This is a genomic window from Streptomyces sp. WM6372 (assembly GCF_001279655.1).
Classification (GTDB): domain Bacteria; phylum Actinomycetota; class Actinomycetes; order Streptomycetales; family Streptomycetaceae; genus Streptomyces.
The window spans coordinates 1-23,002 of record NZ_LGDB01000191.1 but is presented as its reverse complement, the minus strand read 5'-3'; the positions used below and the strand labels follow the sequence as shown (position 1 = coordinate 23,002).

Genomic DNA, 23,002 nt, shown 5'->3' with positions numbered 1-23,002 from the left:
TGTCAGCCTCTTGACGTCTGGAGGGCCAAAGGCTCGACTTAAGGTTCACAAGTTGGAGAGACGCCGGGGTCTCGGAGCACCAAGCCGCGACCGCCGGCTCGGGGGGCGACGGTCGGCCGTCGCTAATGGGCAGGAGTGGATGAGTCGTGCAGACTCCCGGATCGCAGTCTTCACTGCACCGCGCGAATCTCGAACGGGTCGTGCGGGCGGTGCGGCTCGCGGGTTCGCTGACCCAGGCGGAGATCGCCCGGTCCACCGGACTGTCGGCGGCCACGGTCTCCAACATCGTCCGCGAGCTCAAGGACGGTGGGACCGTCGAGGTCACGGACACCTCGGCGGGCGGCCGGCGGGCGCGCAGCGTCTCGCTCAGCGGTGACGCCGGCATCGTGATCGGCGTGGACTTCGGCCACACCCACCTGCGGGTGGCCGTCGGCAACCTCGCCCACCAGGTCCTGGCCGAGGAGTCCGCCCCGCTGGACGTGGACGCGTCCTGGGCGGACGGCTTCGACCGGGCGGAAGCCCTGGTCGGAGAGCTGATCGCGGGCATCGGAGTGGGCCTGGAGAAGGTCATCGGCGTCGGGCTCGGCGTCCCGGGCCCCATCGACGTGGAATCCGGGACCCTGGGCTCCACCGCGATCCTGCCGGGCTGGGCCGGGATCAACCCGCGCCAGGAGCTCTCGCAGCGCCTCGGCGTGCCCGTGTACGTGGACAACGATGCCAACCTCGGAGCACTCGGGGAGCTGGTGTGGGGGAGCGGCCGGGGGGTCAAGGACCTCGCGTACATCAAGGTCGCGAGCGGTGTCGGCGCCGGCCTCGTGATCAACGGCCAGATCTACCGGGGGCCCGGCGGCACCGCCGGCGAGATCGGGCACATCACCCTGGACGAGTCCGGCCCGGTCTGCCGCTGCGGCAACCGCGGCTGCCTGGAGACCTTCGCGGCGGCCCGGTACGTGCTGCCGCTGCTGCAGAGCACGCACGGGCCCGAGCTCACCATGGAGCGGGTGGTCGAACTGGCCCGGGAGGGCGATCCGGGCTGCCGCCGGGTGATCGCCGACGTGGGCCGCCATGTGGGTAGTGGTGTCGCGAACCTGTGCAACGTCCTCAATCCGAGCCGCGTGGTGCTCGGCGGTTCGCTGGCGGAGGCCGGTGAACTGATCCTGGCCCCCATACGTGAGTCCGTGGGGAGGTACGCGATCCCCAGTGCCGCACGTCAACTCTCGGTGCTCACCGGGTCGTTGGGCGGCCGGGCCGAAGTGCTGGGCGCACTGGCCCTGGTGCTGAGCGAGATGGGCGATTCGACCCTTCTGGCCGGTTCGCCGACCCTCAAGCTCTTGCCTTCAGTTAGATAACGGATGGCACCGTTGTCATCTCGTTAAGGATTCACTCCTTGACGGCAAACTGCGGCCGAGGTTGACTCACGTCCACCTCGGCCGCAATGTTGCGGCCTCGTCAGGGAGGTTCAGGAAATGAACACGCGTATGCGCAGAGCCGCCGTTGCCGTAGCCGCCACCGCCATGGCCGCTTCCCTTGCCGCCTGTGGCAGCGCCAAGGAGGCCGGCGAGAAGCCGAAGGAGTCCGGCTCCGCCGCCGCGGGTGGCGCGATCAAGATCGGTCTGCTCCTGCCGGAGAACCAGACCGCGCGTTACGAGAAGTTCGACAAGCCGCTCTTCGAGAAGAAGGTCGCCGAACTCACCGGCGGCAAGGCCGAGGTGGTCTACGCCAACGCCAAGCAGGACGCGACCACGCAGAACTCCCAGGTCGACACGATGATCACCAACAAGGTGAACGTCCTGGTCGTCGACGCGGTGGACTCCAAGGCCATCGCCGGCTCGGTCAAGAAGGCCAAGGAGGCGGGCATCCCCGTCGTGGCCTACGACCGCCTCGCCGAGGGTCCGATCGACGCGTACACCTCCTTCGACAACGAAGAGGTCGGCAAGGTCCAGGGCAAGGCCCTGCTGGAGGCCCTGGGCGACAAGGCCGGCTCCGGCCAGATCGTCATGATGAACGGTTCGGTCACCGACCCGAACGCCGCCCTCTTCAAGAAGGGCGCGCACTCCGTCCTCGACGGCAAGGTGACCGTCGGCAAGGAGTACGACACCAAGGAGTGGAAGCCGGAGAACGCCAACACCAACATGGCGGGTGCGATCTCCGCGATCGGCAAGGACAAGATCGTCGGCGTCTACTCCGCCAATGACGGCATGGCCGGCGGCATCATCACCGCCCTCAAGGCCGCCGGCATGGACCCGCTGCCGCCGGTCACCGGCCAGGACGCGGAACTCGCCGGTGTGCAGCGGATCGTCGCGGGCGAGCAGTTCATGAGCGTCTACAAGCCGTACGCCCCCGAGGCCGAGGCCGCCGCGAAGATGGCCGTCGCGCTCGCCAAGGGCGAGAAGCTGGACGGTGCCACCACCTCCAAGGTCGACAGCCCCACCACCAAGGGCGTCCCCTCGGTCCTGGTCCCCGTCGTCTCGCTGACCAAGAACAACATCAAGGACACTGTCATCAAGGACGGCGTCTACACGGCCGACGAGATCTGCACCGACAAGTACGCGGCCGCCTGCGCCACCCTCGGCCTGAAGTAGGCCCTCCGGGCCTCACCCAGGTCCTCCGGGCCTGGACCCAGGCCCCGTCGTCCCGCCGACCGGAGGCCCGCCCCCGCGGCCTTCGGTCCACCGGGACCCCCGCGCCTGCCCGGCGCCCCGCCCCCTCCTTCCCCGCCACCCGCGGGGCGCCGGGCAGAAACGATTCCCCCACCCCACCCCGCTCCTGCACTTATTGCACGACATCCCCGCCGGTCAGGCGGCGAAGGAGATGGTTCATGTGTCCGCTGCGCCCGTGCTGGCGTTGCGAGGGGTCTCGAAGCGATTCGGTGCCGTCCAGGCGCTCACCGATGTAGAGCTCGAGATCCATTCCGGCGAGGTGGTCGCCCTGGTCGGCGACAACGGCGCCGGCAAGTCCACGCTCGTCAAGACGATCGCCGGCGTCCACCCCATCGATGACGGAGTCATCGAGTGGGAAGGCAAGCCGGTCTCGATCAGCAAGCCCCACGACGCCCAGAACCTGGGCATCGCGACGGTCTACCAGGACCTCGCACTGTGCGACAACATCGATGTCGTCGGCAACCTCTTCCTGGGCCGCGAGCTCAAGCGCCGCGGTGTCCTGGACGAGGTGGAGATGGAGCGCCGCGCACGCGAGCTCCTGACCACCCTGTCCATCCGGATCCCCAGTGTCCGCATCCCCATCGCCTCGCTCTCCGGCGGCCAGCGCCAGACCGTGGCGATCGCCCGTTCGATGCTCGGCGAGCCCAAGCTCGTCATCCTCGACGAGCCCACGGCGGCCCTCGGCGTCGAGCAGACCGCACAGGTCCTCGACCTGGTGGAGCGGCTGCGCGAGCGCGGCCACGCCGTCATCCTCATCAGCCACAACATGGCCGATGTGAAGGCCGTCGCCGACAAGGTGGCGGTTCTGCGGCTGGGCCGCAACAACGGCGTCTTCAACGTCAAGGACACGTCGCAGGAAGAGATCATCTCCGCCATCACGGGTGCCACGGACAACGCCGTGACCCGCCGCGCGGCCCGTACCGGGGAGGCTCAGAAGTGAGCACCGAACACCACACCTCGGCGGAAGAGGTGGCCCAGCTGGCCAACCCCGCCGCCCCGGCGGACTCCATTCCCGCGGTGGACCCGCGCCTGCTCGTGCGCGAGCAGGGCCTGTCCGGCTACCTGAGCGAGTTCGGCCGCAAGATGAAGGCCGGAGACCTGGGCTCCGTCCCGGTCGTCATCGGCCTGGTCATCATCTGGGCCATCTTCCAGGGACTGAACTCGAACTTCCTGTCCCCGGAGAACCTCACCAACATCGCGATCACGATGGTCGCCACCGGCATGATGGCCGTGGGCATCATCTTCGTGCTCCTGCTCGGCGAGATCGACCTTTCGGTCGGCTCCGTCAGCGGTGTCTCGGGTGCGATCTTCGCCGTCCTGGCGGTGACCCACGGGGTCAACCAGTGGGTGGCGATCCTGGCCGCGGTCGCCGGCGGCGCCCTGATCGGCGCAATCCACGGCTTCTTCTTCGCCAGGATCGGCGCCCCGGCCTTCGCGGTCACCCTGTCGGGCCTGCTCTTCTGGTCCGGCGCCATGCTGCAGATCCTCGGCAGCAACGGCACGATCAACATCGACCCCGACGGTCCGGTGGGCCAGCTCACCACGTACTTCTTCACGGACGTGGCGGCCGGCTACGGCCTCGCCGCGGTCGCGGTGATCGGGTACTTCCTGGCCAGCTTCTTCGACAACCGCCGCCGCGAGGCAGCGGGGGTCCCGTCCCGCCCGATGAGCGAGATCGCGCTGCGCACGGGCCTGCTGGCCCTGTTCACCTTCGGTCCCGCCGCGGTGTTCAACCAGTACAAGGGCCTCCCGCTCGCGGTGGTGCTCTTCGTGCTGGTGCTGGTCGGCACGGACTTCCTCCTGCGCCGTACCTCGTTCGGCCGCAACGTCTTCGCGCTCGGCGGCAGCGTCGAGGCCTCCCGGCGCGCGGGCATCAACGTCGCCGGGATCCGCATCGCGGTCTTCGCCATCGCGGGCACCTTCGCCGCCATCGGCGGGCTCTTCTGGGCCTCCAAGATCGCGGCGGCCAACCAGAGCGCCGGCGCCGGCGACCTGCTGATGAACGTGATCGCGGCGGCCGTGATCGGCGGCACCAGCCTCTTCGGCGGCCGGGGCCGCACCTGGAACGCCCTCCTCGGTGTCATGGTCATCACCTCGATCCAGTACGGTCTGGCTCTCCAGGGCATCGCCACCCCGATCCAGTACATGATCACCGGTGCGGTGCTGCTGGCCACCGTGGTGATCGACTCGGTCACCCGCAAGACGCAGAAGACGGCCGGACGCGCCTGACACCGCGCCCGGTGCGGTAAGAACGATCACAGTGCCCGGTGCCACTTCGTGTGGCGCCGGGCATCCGTGCGTACATATGTGCGTACGGCTGTGCGGGTATACGCCCGTTTGGGATGTGTGACCTCGTGATGGTGTGTACATGTATGACAAAGGTGTGACCCACCAGGGACCGCCCGATGACCGCCGCCGCGAGCGGAACATTAGACTCGACAGACCAGCAAGCAACTGCAAGGAGGCACGGGTGCTGCTGACCCGCATCAAGGGACCGCGCGATCTGGACCGGCTCAGCCAGGAGGAGCTCGACCAGCTCGCCGCCGAGATCAGGTCCTTCCTCGTCGACGCCGTCTCCAAGACCGGCGGGCACCTCGGCCCCAACCTCGGGGTGGTCGAACTGACGATCGCCCTGCACCGGGTCTTCGACTCGCCCAAGGACAAGGTCCTCTTCGACACCGGCCACCAGGCCTACGTCCACAAGCTGCTCACGGGCCGCCAGGACTTCGGCGGTCTGCGCACCAAGGGCGGCCTGTCCGGCTACCCCTCGCGCGCCGAGTCCGACCACGACGTCATCGAGAACTCGCACGCCTCCACCGTGCTGGGCTGGGCCGACGGCCTGGCCAAGGCCAACGAGGTGCTCGGCCGCGAGGACCACCACGTCGCCGCCGTCATCGGCGACGGCGCGCTGACCGGAGGCATGGCCTGGGAGGCGCTGAACAACATCGCCGCCGCCAAGGACCGCCCGCTCGTCATCGTCGTCAACGACAACGAGCGCTCGTACGGCCCCACCATCGGCGGCCTCGCGAACCACCTGGCCACCCTGCGCACCACGGACGGCTACGAGCGCTTCCTGGCCCGCGGCAAGGAGCTCCTGGAGCGCACCCCGGTCGTCGGGAAGCCGCTCTTCGAGACCCTGCACGGCGCCAAGAAGGGCCTCAAGGACTTCATCGCCCCGCAGGGCATGTTCGAGGACCTGGGCCTGAAGTACATCGGCCCGATCGACGGCCACGACATCGAGGCCCTGGAGTCGGCCCTGCAGCGCGCCAAGCGCTTCAGCGGCCCGGTCATCGTGCACTGCCTCACGCAGAAGGGCCGCGGCTACACCCCGGCCCTGGAGCACGAGGCGGACCGCTTCCACGCGGTCGGCGTCATCCACCCGGACACCGGCCTGCCGGTCAAGACCGCCGCCGCCAGCTGGACCTCCGTCTTCGCCGACGAGATGGTCAAGCTGGGGCACGAGCGCCCGGACGTCGTCGGCATCACCGCCGCCATGCTCCACCCGGTCGGCCTCAACAAGTTCGCCGAGGCCTTCCCGGACCGGATCTACGACGTCGGCATCGCCGAGCAGCACGGTGCCACCTCGGCGGCGGGCCTGGCCACCGGCGGCGTCCACCCGGTCTTCGCGGTCTACGCGACCTTCCTCAACCGCGCCTTCGACCAGGTGCTGATGGACGTCGCCCTGCACAAGTGCGGGGTCACCTTCGTCCTGGACCGCGCCGGTGTCACCGGTGACGACGGCGCCTCCCACAACGGCATGTGGGACATGTCGATCCTCCAGGTCGTCCCCGGCCTGCGCCTCGCCGCCCCGCGCGACGCCGAACAGCTGCGCGCCCAGCTCCGCGAGGCCGTCGAGGTCAAGGACGCCCCGACCGTCGTGCGCTACTCCAAGGGCGTCGTCGGCCCGGCCGTCCCGGCCGTCGGCCGGATCGGCGGGATGGACGTACTGCGCACCCCGGCCCCCGAGGTCACCCGTCCGGACGTACTGCTCGTCTCGGTCGGCGCACTGGCCCCGATGTGCCTGGAAATCGCCGACCTGCTCGACAAGCAGGGCATCTCCACGACCGTCGTCGACCCCCGCTGGGTCAAGCCCGTGGACGAGGCCCTGGCCCCGCTCGCGGACCGGCACCGCGTGGTCGTCACCGTCGAGGACAACGGCCGCACCGGCGGTGTGGGCTCCGCCGTCGCGCAGGCGCTGCGCGACGCGGGCGTCGACGTACCGCTGCGCGACTTCGGCATCCCGCAGCGCTTCCTCGACCACGCCCTGCGCAAGGAGATCATGGCCGAGATCGGCCTGACCGCGCCGGACATCGCCCGGCAGGTCACCGGCCTGGTCGCCAAGCTGGACGGGCGCTACGACAGCGAGCCGGCGGCCACGGTCGACTAGTCGACCGGAACGCGCGGTTGCACGTCACGGGCCGGGAGATCACCCTTGAGGGGTGGGCCTCCCGGCCCGTTCGTGTGCGTCGTCACCTGTCGGAGGTGCGTCGGTGAGCAAGGACCTGAACAGCGTCTTCCGCACCAAGACGGTCGAGCAGTCCATCCGCGACACGGAGGAGCCGGAACACGCGCTCCGCAAGTCGCTCTCCGCCTGGGACCTGACGGTCTTCGGCGTGGGCGTCATCATCGGCACCGGCATCTTCGTCCTCACGGGCATCGCGGCCCGCAACAACGCCGGACCCGCCACCTCCCTGGCCTTCGTCGCGGCGGGCATCGTCTGCGCCCTCGCGGCGCTCTGCTACGCCGAATTCGCCTCCACCGTCCCGGTGGCCGGATCGGCGTACACCTTCTCGTACGCCTCGATCGGCGAGCTGCCCGCCTGGATCATCGGCTGGGACCTGGTGCTGGAGTTCGCACTCGGCACCGCCGTCGTGGCGGTCGGCTGGTCCGGGTACGTGCGCCACCTCATGCACACCAACCTCGGCTGGGACCTGCCCAAGACGCTGGCCGGGCCCGACGCGGGAGGAACCTTCGACCTGCTGGCCTTCCTGCTGATCCTGGTGCTGACCGCGATCCTGGTCGTCGGGACGAAGCTCTCGGCGCGGATCACCGCGATCGTGGTCGCCATCAAGGTCTTCGTGGTGCTGCTGGTCATCGTCGCGGGCCTGTTCTTCATCAAGGCCGACAACTACTCGCCGTTCATCCCCCCGGCCCAGCCGCAGGAGGCGGGCAACGGCCTGCACGCGCCACTGGTCCAGCTGATGTTCGGGTACGCGCCCACCAACTTCGGCGTCATGGGCATCTTCACCGCGGCCTCCCTCATCTTCTTCGCCTTCATCGGCTTCGACGTCGTGGCCACCGCGGCCGAAGAGACCAAGAACCCCCAGCGGGACATGCCGCGCGGCATCCTCGGCTCGCTGCTGATCTGCACCGTGCTCTACGTGGCCGTGACGCTGGTGGTCACCGGCATGCAGAAGTACTCGGAGATGTCACCGACGGCGCCGCTGGCCGAAGCCTTCAAGTCGGTGAACCAGCCCTTCTTCTCCGGTGCCATCAGTCTCGGGGCGGCGGTCGGCCTGATCACCGTGAGCATGATCCTGTTGCTGGGGCAGACCCGCGTGTTCTTCGCGATGAGCCGTGACGGACTGCTGCCGCGCGTCTTCTCCGTCACCCACCCCAAGTACCGCACCCCTTACCGGGCGACCCTCCTGCTCGGTGGGATCATCGCCATCGTCGCGGGCTTCACCAGCCTGGAGAAGCTCGCGGAGCTGGTGAACATCGGCACGCTGTTCGCGTTCGTGCTCGTCGCCCTCGGCGTGATCATCCTGCGCAAGACCCGCCCCGACCTGCACCGGGCGTTCCGCACCCCGTGGGTGCCGGTGATCCCGATCCTGTCGATCGCGGCCTCGCTCTGGCTGATGCTCAACCTGCCGGCCGAGACCTGGATCCGTTTCGGCGTCTGGATGCTGATCGGCATCGTCGTCTACTTCGCCTACGGACGCTCGCACAGCCGCCTCGGCAAGGTCGGCCCGGACGCGAAGTTCTAGCCGGGCGGACCGCACCCCGGTCGATGGGCTGACGCACGAAGAAGCGGGCCGTACGGGAGGTGTTCCCGTACGGCCCGCTTCTTCATACGGCCCGCTTCCACCGGACGTGGGGGGCGCGTGACGTCAGCCCTTGGCGGGGGAGTTCTTGGCCTCCGCCGGGATCTTCCGGTCGGCGCGCAGGGCCTCCCACAACAGGCCCGCCTGCGGTTCGGCGACGATCACGCGGTTCGGGTCCACCTTGTCGTAGGCGACCGGGAGCATGATCGTCTCCATGGTGTCCGGGTCCACGCCCTTCATGCTCTGGGCGAAGTCGGCCAGGGAGGTGAGGGAGGCCAGGTCGGAGTCGGTGGTCAGCGACTTCGTGCCGGCGTCGGCCAGCTTGTAGAGCCGGGCCGGGTTGCCGAGCGCGTCCTGCTTCTTGATCTCCGACAGCATCGCCATCATGAACTGCTGCTGGAGGCCTATGCGCCCGAGGTCGCTGCCGTCCCCGTAGCCGTAGCGGGTACGGACGAACTTGAGCGAGTCGGCGCCGTTCAGCCGGTGCGTGCCCGCGTCGAGCTTGAGCCCGCCCTTGGCCCCGCTCATCGGCTTGTCCAGGGTGACGGTGACCCCGCCGAGGGCGTCCACCAGCCCCTTGAACCCGGCGAAGTCGACCTCGACGAAGTGGTCCACGCGGATCCCGGACATCTGCTCCACGGTCTTGACCACGCAGGCCGGACCGGCCAGCGAGTAGACCGAGTTGAACATGACCCGGTTCGCCGCCTTGACGGTCTTGCCGTCGGCGTCCTTGCATTCGGGCCGGCTGATCAGGGTGTCGCGCGGGATGCTCACCGCGGTGGCCTTGGACCGGCCCTCGGGTATGTGCACCAGCATGGCGGTGTCCGAGCGGGCGCCGCTCACGTCGCCGTGGTCGAGGTCCGCGTTGGCCCCGGCGCGCGAGTCGGAGCCGAGTACGAGGACGTTCTGCGCGCCCGCGACGACCTTCTTCGGGCGGTTGTCACCGATGGCCTGGTCGAGGTCGACGCTGTCGATGTTGCCGTTGAGGTGGCTGTACGCCCACCAGCCCGTGCCACCGGCGGCGAGGATGAGCAGGGCCACCGTCAGCAACACGATCCGCAGGGCACGCTTGCCGCCGCGCCGCCGCCTGCGCCGGGAGGGAGGAGAGGTGGCAGAGGGCAGGTCGGTCATGGAGGCAGGGCCCTTCTATTATCGATGGGGTGCATCATAAGACACACTTTCGAGTGGCTGGTTCTTTCCGGTGAAGAGCCGGGCCGGTTGAGCAGGACATTCTCGGCAGAAGGGTGAAGAGCGGCGTGGTCCGAGGCAAAAGCGGAAGCCGGGGCGCCACTTCCGTCCGCACGGCGCAGGACGCACCCCGAGGCGGACCGGGTTCCCGCCGGTCCTCGCCACCGGCCGGAAACTGGCTGTTCCAAGGGGGCGACGGCCGTCTGACGGCCTACGCCTGCACCCCGCACGGCCTGGTGCGCTGGACCGAGGCCGCGGCGCCGCGCACCGGCTGGACCGGCCCGGACACGTTCGAGGTCGAGGGCTGGACGGGCACCGCCGCGATGGCGCGGAGCCGCGAGGGGTACGTGCACCTCGTCGCCCTGCGGGCCGCGCAGGACGGCTCGGGGCGGCCGGAAATCATCGTCTCCACCCAGTTCCAGCCGGGCCGCCCCATGACCGACTGGCACAGCCTCGGCACCCCCGGGCTGCGCGGCGGCCCCACCGACGACCGGCTCGCCGGCCCGCCGCGCATCGCCGTCAACCAGCGCTCCGGCTCCACGCACGTCCTCGTCTCGATGCGCCACGGCGGCGTCCTGCGCCGCAGCCGCAACGCCGAGGGCGCGTGGGGCGGTTGGAAGCAGGTGGCCCCGGAGCCGTACGGGGGCGACGTGGCCCCGCTCATGTCGTCGGGCGGCCCGCTCGAACTGCTCGCCCTCGGCCCGGCCGGAGCCGACCGCTGGGTGGGCGTGGGCCAGGGCCGCTTCCAGCTCGCCGACCGCATCCCCACGCCGGTCGTCCCCGGCACCCCGGTCCTGTGCGAGACGGGGCCGCGCAGGGTGACGTACTTCTGGCGCTACCCGGGCGACGGTTCGCTGGTCGCCTGGCGGCCCGGACAGCAGGGCGCGCCGGGCGGCCTGATGGGCCTCGGCGGCGCCGGCGGCAAGGGCGCGCCGGGCGTGGTCCGGTCCGTCATCGGCGGCTACGACTGCACGGTGCTCGCGCAGACCGGTGCCGAGGGCGACATCGAACTCACCGCCTACGTCACCGAGAACGAGGGCTACGGCACCTGGTGGGCCTCCCTCGGCGGCCACGGCGCGCACGCCCCCCAGGTGGCGGTGGACGCGGCGGGCCGCATCGTCGTGGCCGCCCTCGACGCGGACGGCGCACTGATCTGCACCCGCCAGGACACCACCCAGCAGGGGCTGGTGTTCGGGCCCTGGGAGGCCGCCTGAGGCCTGGCGCCCGGCGCCTCGGGCCTGGCGCCCGAGGCTCGGCGCCTGAGGTTCGGCGCCTGAGGTTCGGCGCCTGAGGTTCGGCGCCCGGACTCAGACCTCAGGACTCAGACCTCAGGCATCAGGCTTCGGCCTCACCGCGGCAGCGGGGTGCGCCGGGACACCTCGATGCTGAGACCGCCGGACTCCGTGTAGTACGGGGTGGCCGCCAGCTCCATGCCCTGCGCATCGGGCGCCGCCCCGATCCGCACCGGCATCCGGGCGGTCGTGTCCAGATCGGCGGAGCGCTTCGGCCCGAGCCGCACGTCCCGGGTCACGCCCTCGAAGCCGACCGCGAGGTGGAGGTCCCAGGTGCCCGGCGGGAGCGGCCAGCCGCTCGACGTCTGGCCCAGGTTGACCCGGCAGGAGAACCGGCCCATCGCCCGCGGCCTGCCCTTGGCGTTGGTCAGCGCGTCGTCCCTGCGAGCCGTGACGGAGTAGCTCTCCTGCGCGCCGCTCGTCCGCTCGCGCAGCACGACCCGGGTGGCGCGGTCCTTCGTCGACAGCTGCTCGAAGAAGGCGAAGCCCTCCAGCAGCAGCATCGGGCCGTCCCAGTGCGCCTTCTCCAACTGGTGGGTGACCGTCATGTCGCCGGTGATGTCGAACAGCTCGTCCGGCAGGGCCACCTGCGGGTCGCGGAAGAACGGCAGGGTCGTGAACACCCGCCCGTCCTCCACCGTCTTGCGGACCGCCGGCCGGTCCTTGTCCGCCTCGAACGCGGCCATCCGCTGCGCCTCGGCGAAGCGGCCCTGCGCCAGCAGGGCGAACCGTACGGCCACCATGCGCGGCAGCAGCGCCAGCGCGCCCGGGGCGGCCTGGGCGCGCAGCACCTCGGCCGCGGCCCACAGCGCCTGGTCCCGCTCCGCCGCGTCGGTGGCGGACAGCAGCGCGTCCGCGGTCGCCCTGCCGAGCTCCACCTCCAGATGGCGCGACTGGAGCCGGTCGCGGCGCGGCCCCTCGGGCAGCTGCGAGGCGACCAGCCCCAGCATCCGGGAGGCCAGGGCGACCCGGTCCGGCAGCGTCACCCGCGCCGCCGGCGAGGGGCCCTTGACCACGCAGGGCGCGTCGCCGACGACCGAGACGTTGTCCGCCCCGATGAGGGCGCGGGCCGTGAACGCCTGGTCGTCGCCGATCAGCATGTCGGTGGGGAAGGCCAGCCCGCGGCGCTGCAGCAGGCTGGTGCGGAACAGCTTGTCCGGTGTCAGCGACCAGTACACGCGCGTGGTGTACAGATCGGTGTAGGCCTGGCTCTTGCGGAACATCGAGGTCTCGACCGTGTGCCGGCCGGAGCTCTCCGGCTTGCCCAGTACGACGTCGGCCTCGTACGCGTCGGCCGCCGCGACCATCCGCTCCAGCGCGTCGGGCGCCAGCCGGTCGGCGGCGTCCAGGAAGATGACGTACCGTCCGCGCACCTGGCTCAGCGCCCAGTTGCGGGCCCCGGCCGCGCTCAGCCCCGGCGAGACCTGCCCCGCGCGCACGAAGGAGGGGTACTGGTGGGCCGCCCGCGCCAGCACGGACCCGCTCTCGTCCGTCGACCCGTCGTCGACGCCGATGACCTCCAGCCGGTCCGTGCCGATGGACTGCACGAGGACGGAGGCCAGGCAGGCGTCGAGCGCGGCGGCCTGGTTGCGGACCCGGACGGCGACCGTCACGTCCTTGACGTCGGTGGCCCCGACGACGGCGGTGTTCATGATGGGGGGATCCTCGTCAGTTCTGCGGGGCGGCGGGACGGGGCCAGGGCATCTCCCCGGTGAGTTCGGGCCATTGCCAAGGACGCGGGGTGCTGTCCGCCGGATGGAGCGGGAAGGCGCCCGGAATGTGCTCCAAGGAGCCCACGAAGACGTTCACGTGCGAGGTCAGCTGCCCGGCCGCGGCGGTGCCCACCGTGTACTCGAACCGGTCGTAGCCGGTGAAACCGGGGGCGGGCGCGTACGTGACCCAGCCGTCCGGCGAGAGCTGCGCCCTGCCTCCCCGCGGCTGCGTCACGGAGACCGCGGTGCTGCCCGCCGGGGCCGCCGAGAGCACGTTGACCGTGCCCGGCGCTCCCGGTCCGGTCACGAGCCGCAGCCCGCGCGCGGTGGCCGCCCGCAGCGGCAGCGGCTCGGCGGCGAGCTTTCCCGTACGCACGAGCTTGCGGCCCGAGGCGTCCGGGATGCCCACGACCATCCGCGGCCGGATGCTGCGCGCCGTGACCGGGTCGCCGACGCGCAGGTGCAGCACCCCCGTCGTCTGCTCCCCGACGTCCGCGCGGGCCCGGAACCAGCGCTGGCGGGGGAAGTACTCCAGCCCCTGCACGCCGACGATCTCGCCGACGGCGGTCAGCGGTTCCTCCGGCAGGTACGCGCAGCCGCGCGAGGCGCCCTGATCGGGTGCCACGGACAGGCCGAACTGGACGCTCTCGCCCGGGGACACGCCCCGTCGCGGGTCGGCCGAGGTGTACAGGGCCGCGTACACGGTGCCCAGGGACGGGGTGTCGCCGACGGCCTGTCCGCGGAGGAGGAGGTTCACGCGCTGGACTCCTTGCGTGGCGCGGGCTCGGACACCCGGGACTTCGTACGGTGCGCGAACGTCTCCTCGTCCAGCCAGCCCATCTCCTCGTACGAGAACCGGCGGCGGTCGAGGTCGCGGACCCACGGGTGGGGGACGACGCCCTGCTCGGCGAGGCTGCGCGCGACGAACCGGGCGCACTCGATCGCGCCCTCCGCGCGCAGGTGCACGTTGTCCGCGTCCTGGACCTTCTCCAGCAGCGGCTCACCGGGCCGGAGATGGGTGAAGACGAGCTTGGACGACTCCGGTCCGAGCTCCTCCCACCACTGCAGGCTCTGGCCGTACAGGTCGACGACGGGCACGTGCTCGTCCTCGGCCAGCTGCCGGGCCGCGAGCGGGTAGTCGCCCAGGAAGCGGGCGACGTTGCCGTGCGCGTCCACGCGGCGACGCTCGTACGGCAGCACGATCACCGGGTGGGCCCGGCGCTCGCGCGCGCCGTGGACGTACGCGGCCATGTGCTCCTGGAACGTGGAGAACGGCTTGGTGTGCAGGCCGGGGTCGGTCTTCCAGTCGATCTGGCCGAAGCCGAACAACAGGAGGTCGTCCGGCTCCAGGTGGTCGAGGATCCACTGGAGCCGCCCTCGCTCGCGGAAGCTCTTCGAGCTCGCGCGGGCGCGGGCACAGTTGACGACCTCGACCGCGTCGGTGAGGAAGAGGGGCAGGGCCTGGGCCCAGCCCGCCATCGGCAGAAAGCTGTACGGCCGGGTGACCGCCACGGAGTCGCCGGCCACGAAGATCCTTCGCGGCGCCGGCGACCGCTGCGGTCCGGGTGCGTACGTCACGCCTAGACCCCCTGGTCCTCCGTGGTCTGGATCAGCACGGACGCCAGCGCCGCCTCGAAGCCGGAGCGCTGCGCCGGAGTCGTGGTCGGGTCCTGCTTGCGTACGTCGATGACGTGGCCGGTCATTTCGGAGAGCAGTACGTCCAGCGAGGTCAGGGCGACCGACTCGGACGTGAGCAGTGACGCGGTGGGTTCCTGGCCGAACGCCTTGGTGCGCATCGGGGTGGCCGTGCGCTCCGGGTTCACGCAGTTGACGCGGATGCCGTCCTCGGCCCACTCGTCGGCCAGCGCCTGGGTCAGGTTGACCATGGCGGCCTTGGTCGAGGAGTACAGGCTGTACTCGGCGCGGCCGCGGGTGTAGCTGCTGGAGGTGAAGAGCAGCAGCTGGCCCTGGGTCTCGCTGAGGTACTTGTACGAGGTCCGGGCGATGTTGACGGGCGCGAGATAGTTGACGTCGAGCGCCTCGCGGATCGTGTCGTTGTCGGTCTCGTCGAGGCGGCCGACGCGCAGCACGCCCGCGGTGTTGACGACGTAGTCGATGCGGCCGGTCTCGGCGTAGGCGCCCGCCAGGGCCTCCTCGACGTGGTCGAGGTTCTCGACGTGCGTGCCGGTGGTGGAGCGGCCCAGGGCGAAGACGCGGGCGCCGAAGCCCTCGGCGATGCGGGAGATGTCGGCGCCGATGCCGTACGAGCCGCCGAAGACCACCATCGTCTTGCCGGCCAGCTGCTCGCGGTACGCGGCCTCGCCGGCCTGGGCGGGAGCGGCGTGGGAGGCGAGCTGGAACAGCTTGTCGGCGATGAAGACGTCGACGGGCTGGGTGACCTTCATGTTGTAGTCGTCGCCGGTGACGATGTGGACCGGGACGTGGGGCAGGTACTTGACGACGACGGAGCAGTCGTCGGTGGCCTGGAAGAAGGGGTCCGCGGCCGCCCGCTCGTACGCGGAGCGGATCGTGGAGAGCCGGAAGCCCTGCGGGGTCTGGCCGCGGCGCAGCCGGGAGCGGTCGGGGACCTCGGTGATGAACTCGCCGTCGTTGCCGTGGGTACGGGTCACGATGACGGTGTCGGAGGACGGGATGGCGACGTCGACGGCCTGGTAGCGCTCCAGGGACTCGACGCATTCGCGCACCACGCGCTGCGAGAGCAGCGGACGGACCGCGTCGTGGAACAGGAGGTTGCAGTCCTCGCCCTCGCCGAGCCCGGCGGCCGCGGCGTCGATGGCGATCCGGGTGGTCTCGCTGCGGGTCGAGCCGCCCGCGAGCACCTGGGTGACCTTGCCCAGCTTGGCCCGCTCCACGATGCGGCGGGCGTCCTCCACGTACGCGGGCGTCATGAGGAGGATCACCTCGTCGACGTCCGGCGCGTTCTCGAAGACGTGGAGCGTGTGCTCCAGGATCGGCTTTCCGGCGATCTTGAGCAGCTGCTTCGGTATCTCGAGTCCGATGCGCTGGCCGGTGCCACCCGCGAGAACGACGGCGACGGTGCGGTGGGGGACAGGTCTGGAGGACAAGGCTCCTTCTTCCTGAGTGAGGGGTGCGGCACGGCGGTGGTGCGGGGCGGCGGTCGGTGGACGGGCGGTGCGACGCGGATGCCCGGGGGAGGCCCTCCTACACGGGGTAGGGGACCTGCTCCGGGTATTCGATGGGGAAGTCGCGCAGCCCCCGCCGGTAGAGGTTGTTGGCGGCCGCGTTGAAGCGGACGATCGAGGGCGGGTACTCCTCGCCCAGGAGGTATTCCTTCAGCTGTTCGCGGTAGGGCGCCATGACGTCCTCGCGCGGGTTCAGCGTCGCCTCGATGGCCTCGGTCAGGCCGTTGCAGTCGCCGTCGAGCAGGTAGGAGGCGTACGCCGTCCGCTGCTCGTTGCGGAACTGGTCGTCGGGCAGGTCGTCGAGGTTGAAGATGGCGTACGGCTTCAGGGTCGCGACGAAGTCGGAGACGACGCTGGACATGTCCCCGATGAGCAGGTCGGACTGGTTGAAGCAGTCGTACAGGGCCGGGATGCGCTCGGTCACCACGTGGTGCGCGGCGTCGGGGACGGCGTTCCAGTACAGGGCGCCCGCCTGGTTGCGACTGCGCCGGATGCGCGCGGTCCGCTCCTCCTCGGTGAGGTCGGGGTACTTGGAGCGGACGCCGCGCTCGGAGAGGTCGGCGATGCGCTGGTCGATCCGGGCGAGTTTCTTGGCGGCGGCCTTGGAGTCGGTGAGGTTGCGGCCGAAGCGCCGGGCGTTGTCCTCTTCGAGGAGGGCGATGACGCGGCGGTGCGCGGCGGCGGCCTCGGCGGAGCGCGAACCGGTGAGCGGGTGCGGCTTGTAGATGATGCGGATGTCGCGCTCGTAGTCGAGCAGCGCCTTGATCAGCTTCTCGCCGGCCGGGATGACCGAGGTGTAGCAGGCGTCGTCGGTCCAGCCCTCCCAGGTGGGGGCGTAGATGACGGTGGGGACGGGGGCGGCGACCTTGCCGGTCCAGCGGTGCAGGGGCATCAGCTGGGGGCGTCCGACCTCGACGATCTGGTGGTGCGACACGGCGTGCTTGATGCGCTCGTAGCGGTCGCGGCCGGCCCGGCCGGCCACCCAGATCTCGTCGAAGACCTTGCTGACCCGGTTGCTGCTCGCGAGCTTGTCGCTGTCTCCGTGGCCGATGAAGACGTGCTTGACCTCGGCGCGCTGGAGCATGTGGACGTTCTTGCCCGCGTTGCCGGGGTAGAGGGCGACCCGGAGTTCGTTCATCTCGATACGGGCGAGATTGTCCGCTTTCGGGATGCAGATGACCGGGACCGAGGTGGCGTCCAGGTAGCGCAGGGTGGCCCGCTCGCGCAGCACGATGATGGGCCGCAGTTCCAGGGCCTCCAGCGACTCCAGCCACATGTTCACCTGGTACATGAAGTCTTTGGAGACGGCCGCGAAGGTGAAGTAGAGCGCTACCTGGGGTCGGTATTCGGCCAGCTGGTGGTTGAGCTCCTCGATGGCCTCGTCGGTGGTGGGGAGTTTGAGCGCGTTGCGCGCGTCGGGCACCAGCACCAGCAGCGAGAAGTAGGCGAGGAAGACGGTGGTGATCATGCCGTACGTGACGAAGCGCCAGTCGTCCGTGGCGATGGTGGCGAGGGCGCCGGCCACCAGCGGGATGTCCAGGTGCAGCGTCTTGCGGACGTGCTTGTTCATCAGGAACGGGTGCGGCATGCGGCGGATGCCGAGTGCCTCCAGGTCCAGTCCGCGCGTGGTGAACGGCAGCTCGTTGCGCATCTTGCGGACGTGCTTGAGGAGCGCGCCGTACGCGAGCTGCAGGATGAACAGCAGGAGCAGGCCGATGGTGGTCATCTGCGCCACGAACGACTCGATGTCGGCGATGGCCCCGCACAGGCCGAGCAGCAGGAACTGCCGGATGAGGAAGCGCATCGTGAGGCCGAAGCGCGAGTCGCGCAGCTTCTCCAGCGTCGGCGACTCGGTGTTGTGGAGCATCAGGTCGGCCACGTAGCTGAGTGCGGCGCAGCCGGCGAACAGGGGGAGGGAGACGAACGCGACGGCGACCAGCATCCCGACGAAGCTGAGGATGAGCCCAGAGGTGATCAGAACGCCGAGCACGGCGCGCAGCCGCTTGGAGCCCATGGTGCGGTTCCTCCCCCATGGAGGTATAAGGATCCTGTGAAGTGTCGGAGTAGTATAAGCAGCAATATGGATGGCCCTAGAACGCAGGGTTAACCGAAGGCCAATGCCATCAGGCCGTGAAGCGATACAACGCCAGCTCACGCCGGTCCTGCGTCTTCACGGAAAAGCCGATGCACAATGCCGGCCGTCCGCCGGCCATGGCGACCGCGATTCCCTCCGGCTCCCGGTACACCAGATCCGGTGCCACGGTCACGTGATGACGGCCTTGTGCCTTCCCCGTGCGTACGTCAATTGCGGAGACATAGGTATTTCCGCCGGACTTCCGCGGATTGTCCCCGTCCTTGCCGGTGTACGGGCCGCCGGTCAGCACGTAGACGTGGTCCCCGTACAGCGCGCAGCCCTGGAACCACTCCTCCTGCTTGACCTGCACCCCGGCCTTGAGCACCTGGGCGGCGTCGAAGCGCCCGGCCAGGAAATCCGCCATCCCGTACACCGAGAACCGGTGCACGCCCTCCTCCTCGTGGCTCACCAGCACCCGCTCGCCGGGCAGGTCGAGGGCGGGGGAGACGTCGGTGGATCCGGGAACCGGGTCGAAATGACGGACGGACCCGTCCGCACTGTCGAGGACCGAACCGTCCTTGAACGGGACCCGGACCACGGTGCGGCCGTAGCCGCTCCGGGTGTCCGCGCGGCCCTCCACCCATATGAACGTGCGCTGGCCGGTCGGCTCGACACCGCAGGAAATTCCGTGGCCGAAGCCGCGCAGATACATATGCCCGAGCGTTTTCCCCGAACTGCTCAGCCGGGTCAGACACATATCGCCGGAGGTCTTGCGATCACCCGAGTCGAGCGGCTCCTCCTCGCCGTCGAGCCGGATACCGTTCTCGACGGTCTGCAGTACGTAGACCTGCCCGTTCGTATCGTCGAACGCGAACGACTGCGGGCCGGTCGTATTGAACAGCGGAGTCGGAGCCAGCAGTTGCGCACCCGTCCGCATGTCGAACGAGCCGGCCGTCGGGTTCACCTCGACCGGGTCCGCGTCGTCCTGTTCGTCGGCCCCGGAGCGCAGCGCCCAGGACAGACCGCCCGCCGTGAGGCCGGCGGCCACCGCACCACCCGCGAACAGCAGGTTCCGGCGGCTGAAATGTGTCGTGTCATCCGCCATGGACCGCATTCTGCCAGCCCGGACGGGAGGGTTCCGCGCCGGGCCCCCGCCTCGTCCCGTGGAACGGCGGACGCCCGCCCCCGCGAGGGGGACGGGCGTCCGGGGCGTTCAGGAGCGACGGTCTCAGACCGGGACGCTCGCCAGGCCCGGGGCGAGGAACTTCTTGCCGTTCACGCGCTCCGAGACACCCTCGCGGTCCAGGTACGGCGTGACGCCGCCCAGGTGGAAGGGCCAGCCGGCGCCCGTGATGAGGCAGAGGTCGATGTCCTGGGCCTCGGCCACGACACCCTCCTCCAGCATCAGGCCGATCTCCTGCGCCACCGCGTTCAGGACGCGGTCGCGGACCTGCTCCTCGGTCAGGACGACATCGCCCTGGACCAGGAGCGCGGCGACCTCGGGGTCCAGCTCCGGCTTGCCGGAATCGTAGACGTAGAAGCCGCGCTTGCCGGCCTTGACGACCGCCGCGAGGTTCGGGGAGACGGTGAAGCGCTCCGGGAAGGCGCGGTTCAGGGTCTCGGAGACGTGCAGACCGATCGCCGGGCCCACGAGCTCCAGCAGCACCAGCGGGGACATCGGCAGGCCGAGCGGCTCGATGGCCTTCTCCGCCGTGACGACCGGGGTGCCCTCGTCGATGACGTTCTGGATCTCGCCCATGAAGCGGGTCAGGATGCGGTTCACGACGAACGCCGGGGCGTCCTTGGTGAGGACCGCGGTCTTCTTCAGCTTCTTGGCGACACCGAAGGCCGTGGCCAGCGAGGCGTCGTCGGTCTGCTCACCGCGGACGATCTCCAGCAGCGGGAGGATCGCGACCGGGTTGAAGAAGTGGAAGCCGACCACGCGCTCCGGGTGCTGGAGCTTCGAGGCCATCTCCGACACCGACAGCGAGGAGGTGTTGGTGGCGAGGATCGCGTGCGCCGGGGCGACCGCCTCGACCTCCGCGAACACCTTCTGCTTGACGGACATCTCCTCGAACACGGCCTCGATGATGAAGTCCGCGTCCGCGAAGCCCTCGGCCTTGTCCAGGACACCGCTCACCAGGGCGGTCAGGCGGTTGGCCTTGTCCTGGTTGATGCGGCCCTTGCCGAGCAGCTTCTGGATCTCGGCGTGGACGTAGCCCACGCCCTTGTCCACGCGCTCCTGGTCGATGTCGGTGAGGACCACCGGCACCTCCAGGCGGCGCAGGAAGAGCAGCGCCAGCTGCGAGGCCATCAGGCCCGCGCCGACGACGCCGACCTTGGTGACCGGACGGGCCAGCGACTTGTCCGGGGCACCGGCCGGGCGCTTGGCGCGCTTCTGGACCAGGTTGAAGGCGTAGATGCCCGAGCGCAGCTCGCCGCCCATGATGAGGTCGGCCAGGGCCGTGTCCTCGGCGTCGAAGCCGGCCTGGAGGTCCCCGTCCTTGGCCGCGGCGATGATGTCCAGCGCGCGGTAGGCGGCCGGAGCGGCGCCGTGCACCTTGGAGTCCGCGATGAAGCGGCCCTTGGCGACGGCCGCGTCCCAGGCCTCGCCGCGGTCGATCTCCGCGCGGACGACCTCGGTGGTGCCGTTCAGGACGTTCGCGGTCCACAGGAGCGACTGCTCCAGGAAGTCCGCGCCCTCGAACAGTGCGTCGGCGATGCCCAGGTCGAAGACCTGCTTGCCGCGCAGCTGCTTGTTCTGGTTGAGCGAGTTCTCGATGATCACCGAGACCGCGCGCTCCGCGCCGATCAGGTTCGGCAGCAGGGCGCAGCCGCCCCAGCCCGGAACCAGGCCGAGGAAGACCTCGGGGAGCGAGAAGGCCGGGATGGCCTTCGAGACGGTGCGGTAGGTGCAGTGCAGACCGACCTCGACACCGCCGCCCATCGCCGCGCCGTTGTAGTACGCGAAGGTGGGGACGCCCAGCGCCGACAGGCGCTTGAACACGTCGTGGCCGCCCTTGCCGATGGCGAGCGCCTCGTCGTGCTGCTTCAGCAGCTCGACACCCTTGAGGTCGGCGCCGACCGCGAAGATGAACGGCTTGCCGGTGATGCCCGCGCCGACGATGGAGCCTGCGAGGGCCTCCTGCTCGACCTGGTCGATCGCCGCGTTCAGGTTGGCGAGGGACTGCGGGCCGAAGGTGGTCGGCTTGGTGTGGTCGAACCCGTTGTCCAGCGTGACGAGCGCGAAGCGCCCGGCGCCGAACGGCAGGTCCAGGTGGCGGACGTGCGCGGACGTGACGACCTCGTCCGGGAACAGCTCGGCCGCGCCCTTCAGGAGCTCAGCGGTGGTGCTCACTTGGAGTCTCCCTCGGCGTTGAAGTTCGGGTTCTCCCAGATGACCGTGGCGCCCATGCCGAAGCCGACGCACATGGTGGTCAGGCCGTAGCGGACGTGCGGCTGCTCCTCGAACTGGCGGGCCAGCTGCGTCATCAGACGGACGCCGGAGGAGGCCAGCGGGTGGCCGAACGCGATCGCGCCGCCGTACTGGTTGACGCGGGCGTCGTCGTCGGCGATGCCGTAGTGCTCCAGGAACGCGAGGACCTGGACCGCGAACGCCTCGTTGATCTCGAACAGGCCTATGTCCTCGATGGACAGGCCGGCCTGCGCGAGGGCCTTCTCGGTGGCCGGGATCGGGCCGTAGCCCATGACCTCCGGCTCGACACCCGCGAAGGAGTACGAGACGAGGCGCATCTTGACCGGGAGGTTGTTCTCGCGGGCGAAGTCCTCGGACGCGATGATCGCGGCGGTGGCACCGTCGTTGAGACCGGCGGCGTTGCCCGCGGTGACCCGGCCGTGCGTACGGAACGGGGTCTTCAGGCCGGCCAGGTTCTCCAGCGTGGTGCCCGGGCGCATCGGCTCGTCGGTGGTGACCAGGCCCCAGCCGGTCTCGCCGGCGGCCTCGTTGGTGTTGCGCACCGAGATCGGGACCAGGTCCTGCTGGATCTTGCCGTCGGCGTACGCCTTGGCGGCCTTCTCCTGCGAGCGCACGGCGTACTCGTCGGCGCGGAGCTTGGTGATCGTCGGGTACCGGTCGTGCAGGTTCTCGGCGGTCATGCCCATGAAGAGGGCGGACTCGTCGACCAGCTTCTCGGAGACGAAGCGCGGGTTCGGGTCGACGCCCTCGCCCATGGGGTGGCGGCCCATGTGCTCGACACCGCCGGCGAGGGCGACGTCGTACGCACCGAAGGCCACGCCGCCCGCGACGGCGGTCACGGCGGTCAGCGCGCCGGCGCACATGCGGTCGATGGAGTAGCCCGGGACGGACTGCGGGAGGCCCGCGAGGATGCCGGCGGTACGGCCCAGCGTCAGGCCCTGGTCACCGATCTGCGTGGTCGCGGCGATGGCGACCTCGTCGATCTTCTTGGGGTCCAGGTCCGGGTTGCGGCGCAGCAGCTCCCGGATCGCCTTCACGACGAGGTCGTCGGCGCGGGTCCCGTTGTAGATGCCCTTCGGGCCCGCCTTGCCGAACGGGGTGCGGACGCCGTCGACGAAGACGACGTCCCTGACGGTACGAGGCACGTTGGCTCTCCTCCAGGTGCGGGTGTGCACTGCTGCGCGGGGGCGTTCGGCCATTGGCTGAGCGCCCGCTCACCCGGCCATGCTACTTGTCGGTAACCGACGTGCACACCCCCTCCGGGAGGAGCGGCGAACGTCACACTCCCGCCCCGGGGGCGCAGTCCTCGCCCGCCCCGCCCCGGACCCCGCACCTCACGCGCCGGCGGGGCTGGATTCGGCGGGGGCGGGGGAGGGGGCGGGGGCGGGAGCGGGAGCCTGGGCCGGGGCGGCGCGCATCGCCCCGGTCAGGG

General features: G+C 70.2%; 16 protein-coding genes. 7 read left to right on the top strand and 9 right to left on the bottom strand.

What is annotated here, in order from left to right:
* Positions 1-146 precede the first annotated feature (146 nt).
* The 6 genes from ADK52_RS21090 to ADK52_RS21065 all read left to right on the top strand — a co-directional run bounded on the left by ADK52_RS21090 (position 147) and on the right by ADK52_RS21065 (position 8,647).
* Positions 147-1,349: an ROK family transcriptional regulator gene (locus ADK52_RS21090; protein WP_030154513.1), complete on the top strand. Its 1,203-nt coding sequence runs from the start codon at positions 147-149 to the stop codon at positions 1,347-1,349.
* 117 nt (positions 1,350-1,466) lie between these two features.
* Positions 1,467-2,582: a substrate-binding domain-containing protein gene (locus tag ADK52_RS21085; RefSeq protein ID WP_053691394.1), complete on the top strand. Its 1,116-nt coding sequence runs from the start codon at positions 1,467-1,469 to the stop codon at positions 2,580-2,582.
* Between the two features lie 229 nt (positions 2,583-2,811).
* Entirely contained in the window at positions 2,812-3,600 is a 789-nt protein-coding gene (locus ADK52_RS21080) for an ATP-binding cassette domain-containing protein (protein ID WP_053691510.1), read from the top strand.
* Positions 3,601-3,629: 29 nt separating this feature from the next.
* On the top strand, positions 3,630-4,889 hold the full coding sequence (locus tag ADK52_RS21075; protein WP_053691509.1) for a sugar ABC transporter permease: 1,260 nt from the start codon (positions 3,630-3,632) through the stop codon (positions 4,887-4,889).
* A gap of 241 nt (positions 4,890-5,130) precedes the next feature.
* On the top strand, positions 5,131-7,047 hold the full coding sequence (gene dxs / locus ADK52_RS21070; RefSeq protein ID WP_107090132.1) for a 1-deoxy-D-xylulose-5-phosphate synthase: 1,917 nt from the start codon (positions 5,131-5,133) through the stop codon (positions 7,045-7,047).
* A 103-nt stretch (positions 7,048-7,150) separates the two neighbouring features.
* Positions 7,151-8,647: an amino acid permease gene (locus tag ADK52_RS21065; RefSeq protein WP_053691393.1), complete on the top strand. Its 1,497-nt coding sequence runs from the start codon at positions 7,151-7,153 to the stop codon at positions 8,645-8,647.
* Between the two features lie 123 nt (positions 8,648-8,770).
* On the opposite strand, the gene ADK52_RS21060 is transcribed toward ADK52_RS21065, so the two are convergent.
* Positions 8,771-9,835 carry an LCP family protein gene (locus ADK52_RS21060; protein WP_053691392.1) on the bottom strand — a complete coding sequence of 355 codons (1,065 nt, stop codon included), beginning with the start codon at positions 9,833-9,835 and terminating at the stop codon, positions 8,771-8,773.
* Positions 9,836-10,128: 293 nt separating this feature from the next.
* Between ADK52_RS21060 and ADK52_RS21055 the strand changes: the two genes are divergently transcribed.
* Positions 10,129-11,106: a hypothetical protein gene (locus tag ADK52_RS21055; protein WP_053691391.1), complete on the top strand. Its 978-nt coding sequence runs from the start codon at positions 10,129-10,131 to the stop codon at positions 11,104-11,106.
* Positions 11,107-11,240: 134 nt separating this feature from the next.
* On the opposite strand, the gene ADK52_RS21050 is transcribed toward ADK52_RS21055, so the two are convergent.
* The 8 genes from ADK52_RS21050 to ADK52_RS21015 form a co-directional block, all read right to left on the bottom strand.
* The gene (locus ADK52_RS21050; RefSeq protein WP_053691390.1) at positions 11,241-12,836 is read right to left on the bottom strand and encodes a glycosyltransferase family 2 protein; all 1,596 of its coding nucleotides are present in this window, start codon (positions 12,834-12,836) and stop codon (positions 11,241-11,243) included.
* Between the two features lie 16 nt (positions 12,837-12,852).
* The gene (locus ADK52_RS21045) at positions 12,853-13,653 is read right to left on the bottom strand and encodes an Ig-like domain-containing protein (protein WP_053691389.1); all 801 of its coding nucleotides are present in this window, start codon (positions 13,651-13,653) and stop codon (positions 12,853-12,855) included.
* Positions 13,650-14,423 carry a rhamnogalacturonan acetylesterase gene (locus tag ADK52_RS21040; protein ID WP_053691388.1) on the bottom strand — a complete coding sequence of 258 codons (774 nt, stop codon included), beginning with the start codon at positions 14,421-14,423 and terminating at the stop codon, positions 13,650-13,652. The genes ADK52_RS21045 and ADK52_RS21040 overlap by 4 nt, the downstream gene beginning before the upstream one ends.
* Positions 14,424-14,476: 53 nt before the next feature.
* Positions 14,477-15,982 (bottom strand): bifunctional cytidylyltransferase/SDR family oxidoreductase, encoded by a 1,506-nt coding sequence (locus tag ADK52_RS21035; protein WP_053691387.1) that lies wholly within the window; start codon positions 15,980-15,982, stop codon positions 14,477-14,479.
* Positions 15,983-16,079: 97 nt separating this feature from the next.
* Positions 16,080-18,074, bottom strand: coding sequence for a hypothetical protein (locus ADK52_RS21030; protein WP_053691386.1), 1,995 nt, complete (start codon positions 18,072-18,074; stop codon positions 16,080-16,082).
* A gap of 109 nt (positions 18,075-18,183) precedes the next feature.
* Entirely contained in the window at positions 18,184-19,239 is a 1,056-nt protein-coding gene (locus tag ADK52_RS21025) for a hypothetical protein (RefSeq protein ID WP_053691385.1), read from the bottom strand.
* Between the two features lie 123 nt (positions 19,240-19,362).
* Entirely contained in the window at positions 19,363-21,492 is a 2,130-nt protein-coding gene (locus ADK52_RS21020) for a 3-hydroxyacyl-CoA dehydrogenase NAD-binding domain-containing protein (RefSeq protein WP_053691384.1), read from the bottom strand.
* The gene (locus ADK52_RS21015) at positions 21,489-22,715 is read right to left on the bottom strand and encodes a thiolase family protein (protein WP_030154540.1); all 1,227 of its coding nucleotides are present in this window, start codon (positions 22,713-22,715) and stop codon (positions 21,489-21,491) included. Before ADK52_RS21015 ends, ADK52_RS21020 begins: the two co-directional genes overlap by 4 nt.
* Positions 22,716-23,002 lie beyond the last annotated feature (287 nt).

Excerpts from the sequence above, each read along its gene's own strand:
- ADK52_RS21085 (WP_053691394.1), top strand. The coding sequence starts at position 1,467 with ATGAACACGCGTATGCGCAGAGCCGCCGTTGCCGTAGCCGCCACCGCC.
- ADK52_RS21080 (WP_053691510.1), top strand. The coding sequence starts at position 2,812 with ATGGTTCATGTGTCCGCTGCGCCCGTGCTGGCGTTGCGAGGGGTCTCG.
- ADK52_RS21060 (WP_053691392.1), bottom strand. The coding sequence starts at position 9,835 with ATGACCGACCTGCCCTCTGCCACCTCTCCTCCCTCCCGGCGCAGGCGG.
- ADK52_RS21050 (WP_053691390.1), bottom strand. The coding sequence starts at position 12,836 with ATGAACACCGCCGTCGTCGGGGCCACCGACGTCAAGGACGTGACGGTC.
- ADK52_RS21030 (WP_053691386.1), bottom strand. The coding sequence starts at position 18,074 with ATGGGCTCCAAGCGGCTGCGCGCCGTGCTCGGCGTTCTGATCACCTCT.
- ADK52_RS21025 (WP_053691385.1), bottom strand. The coding sequence starts at position 19,239 with ATGGCGGATGACACGACACATTTCAGCCGCCGGAACCTGCTGTTCGCG.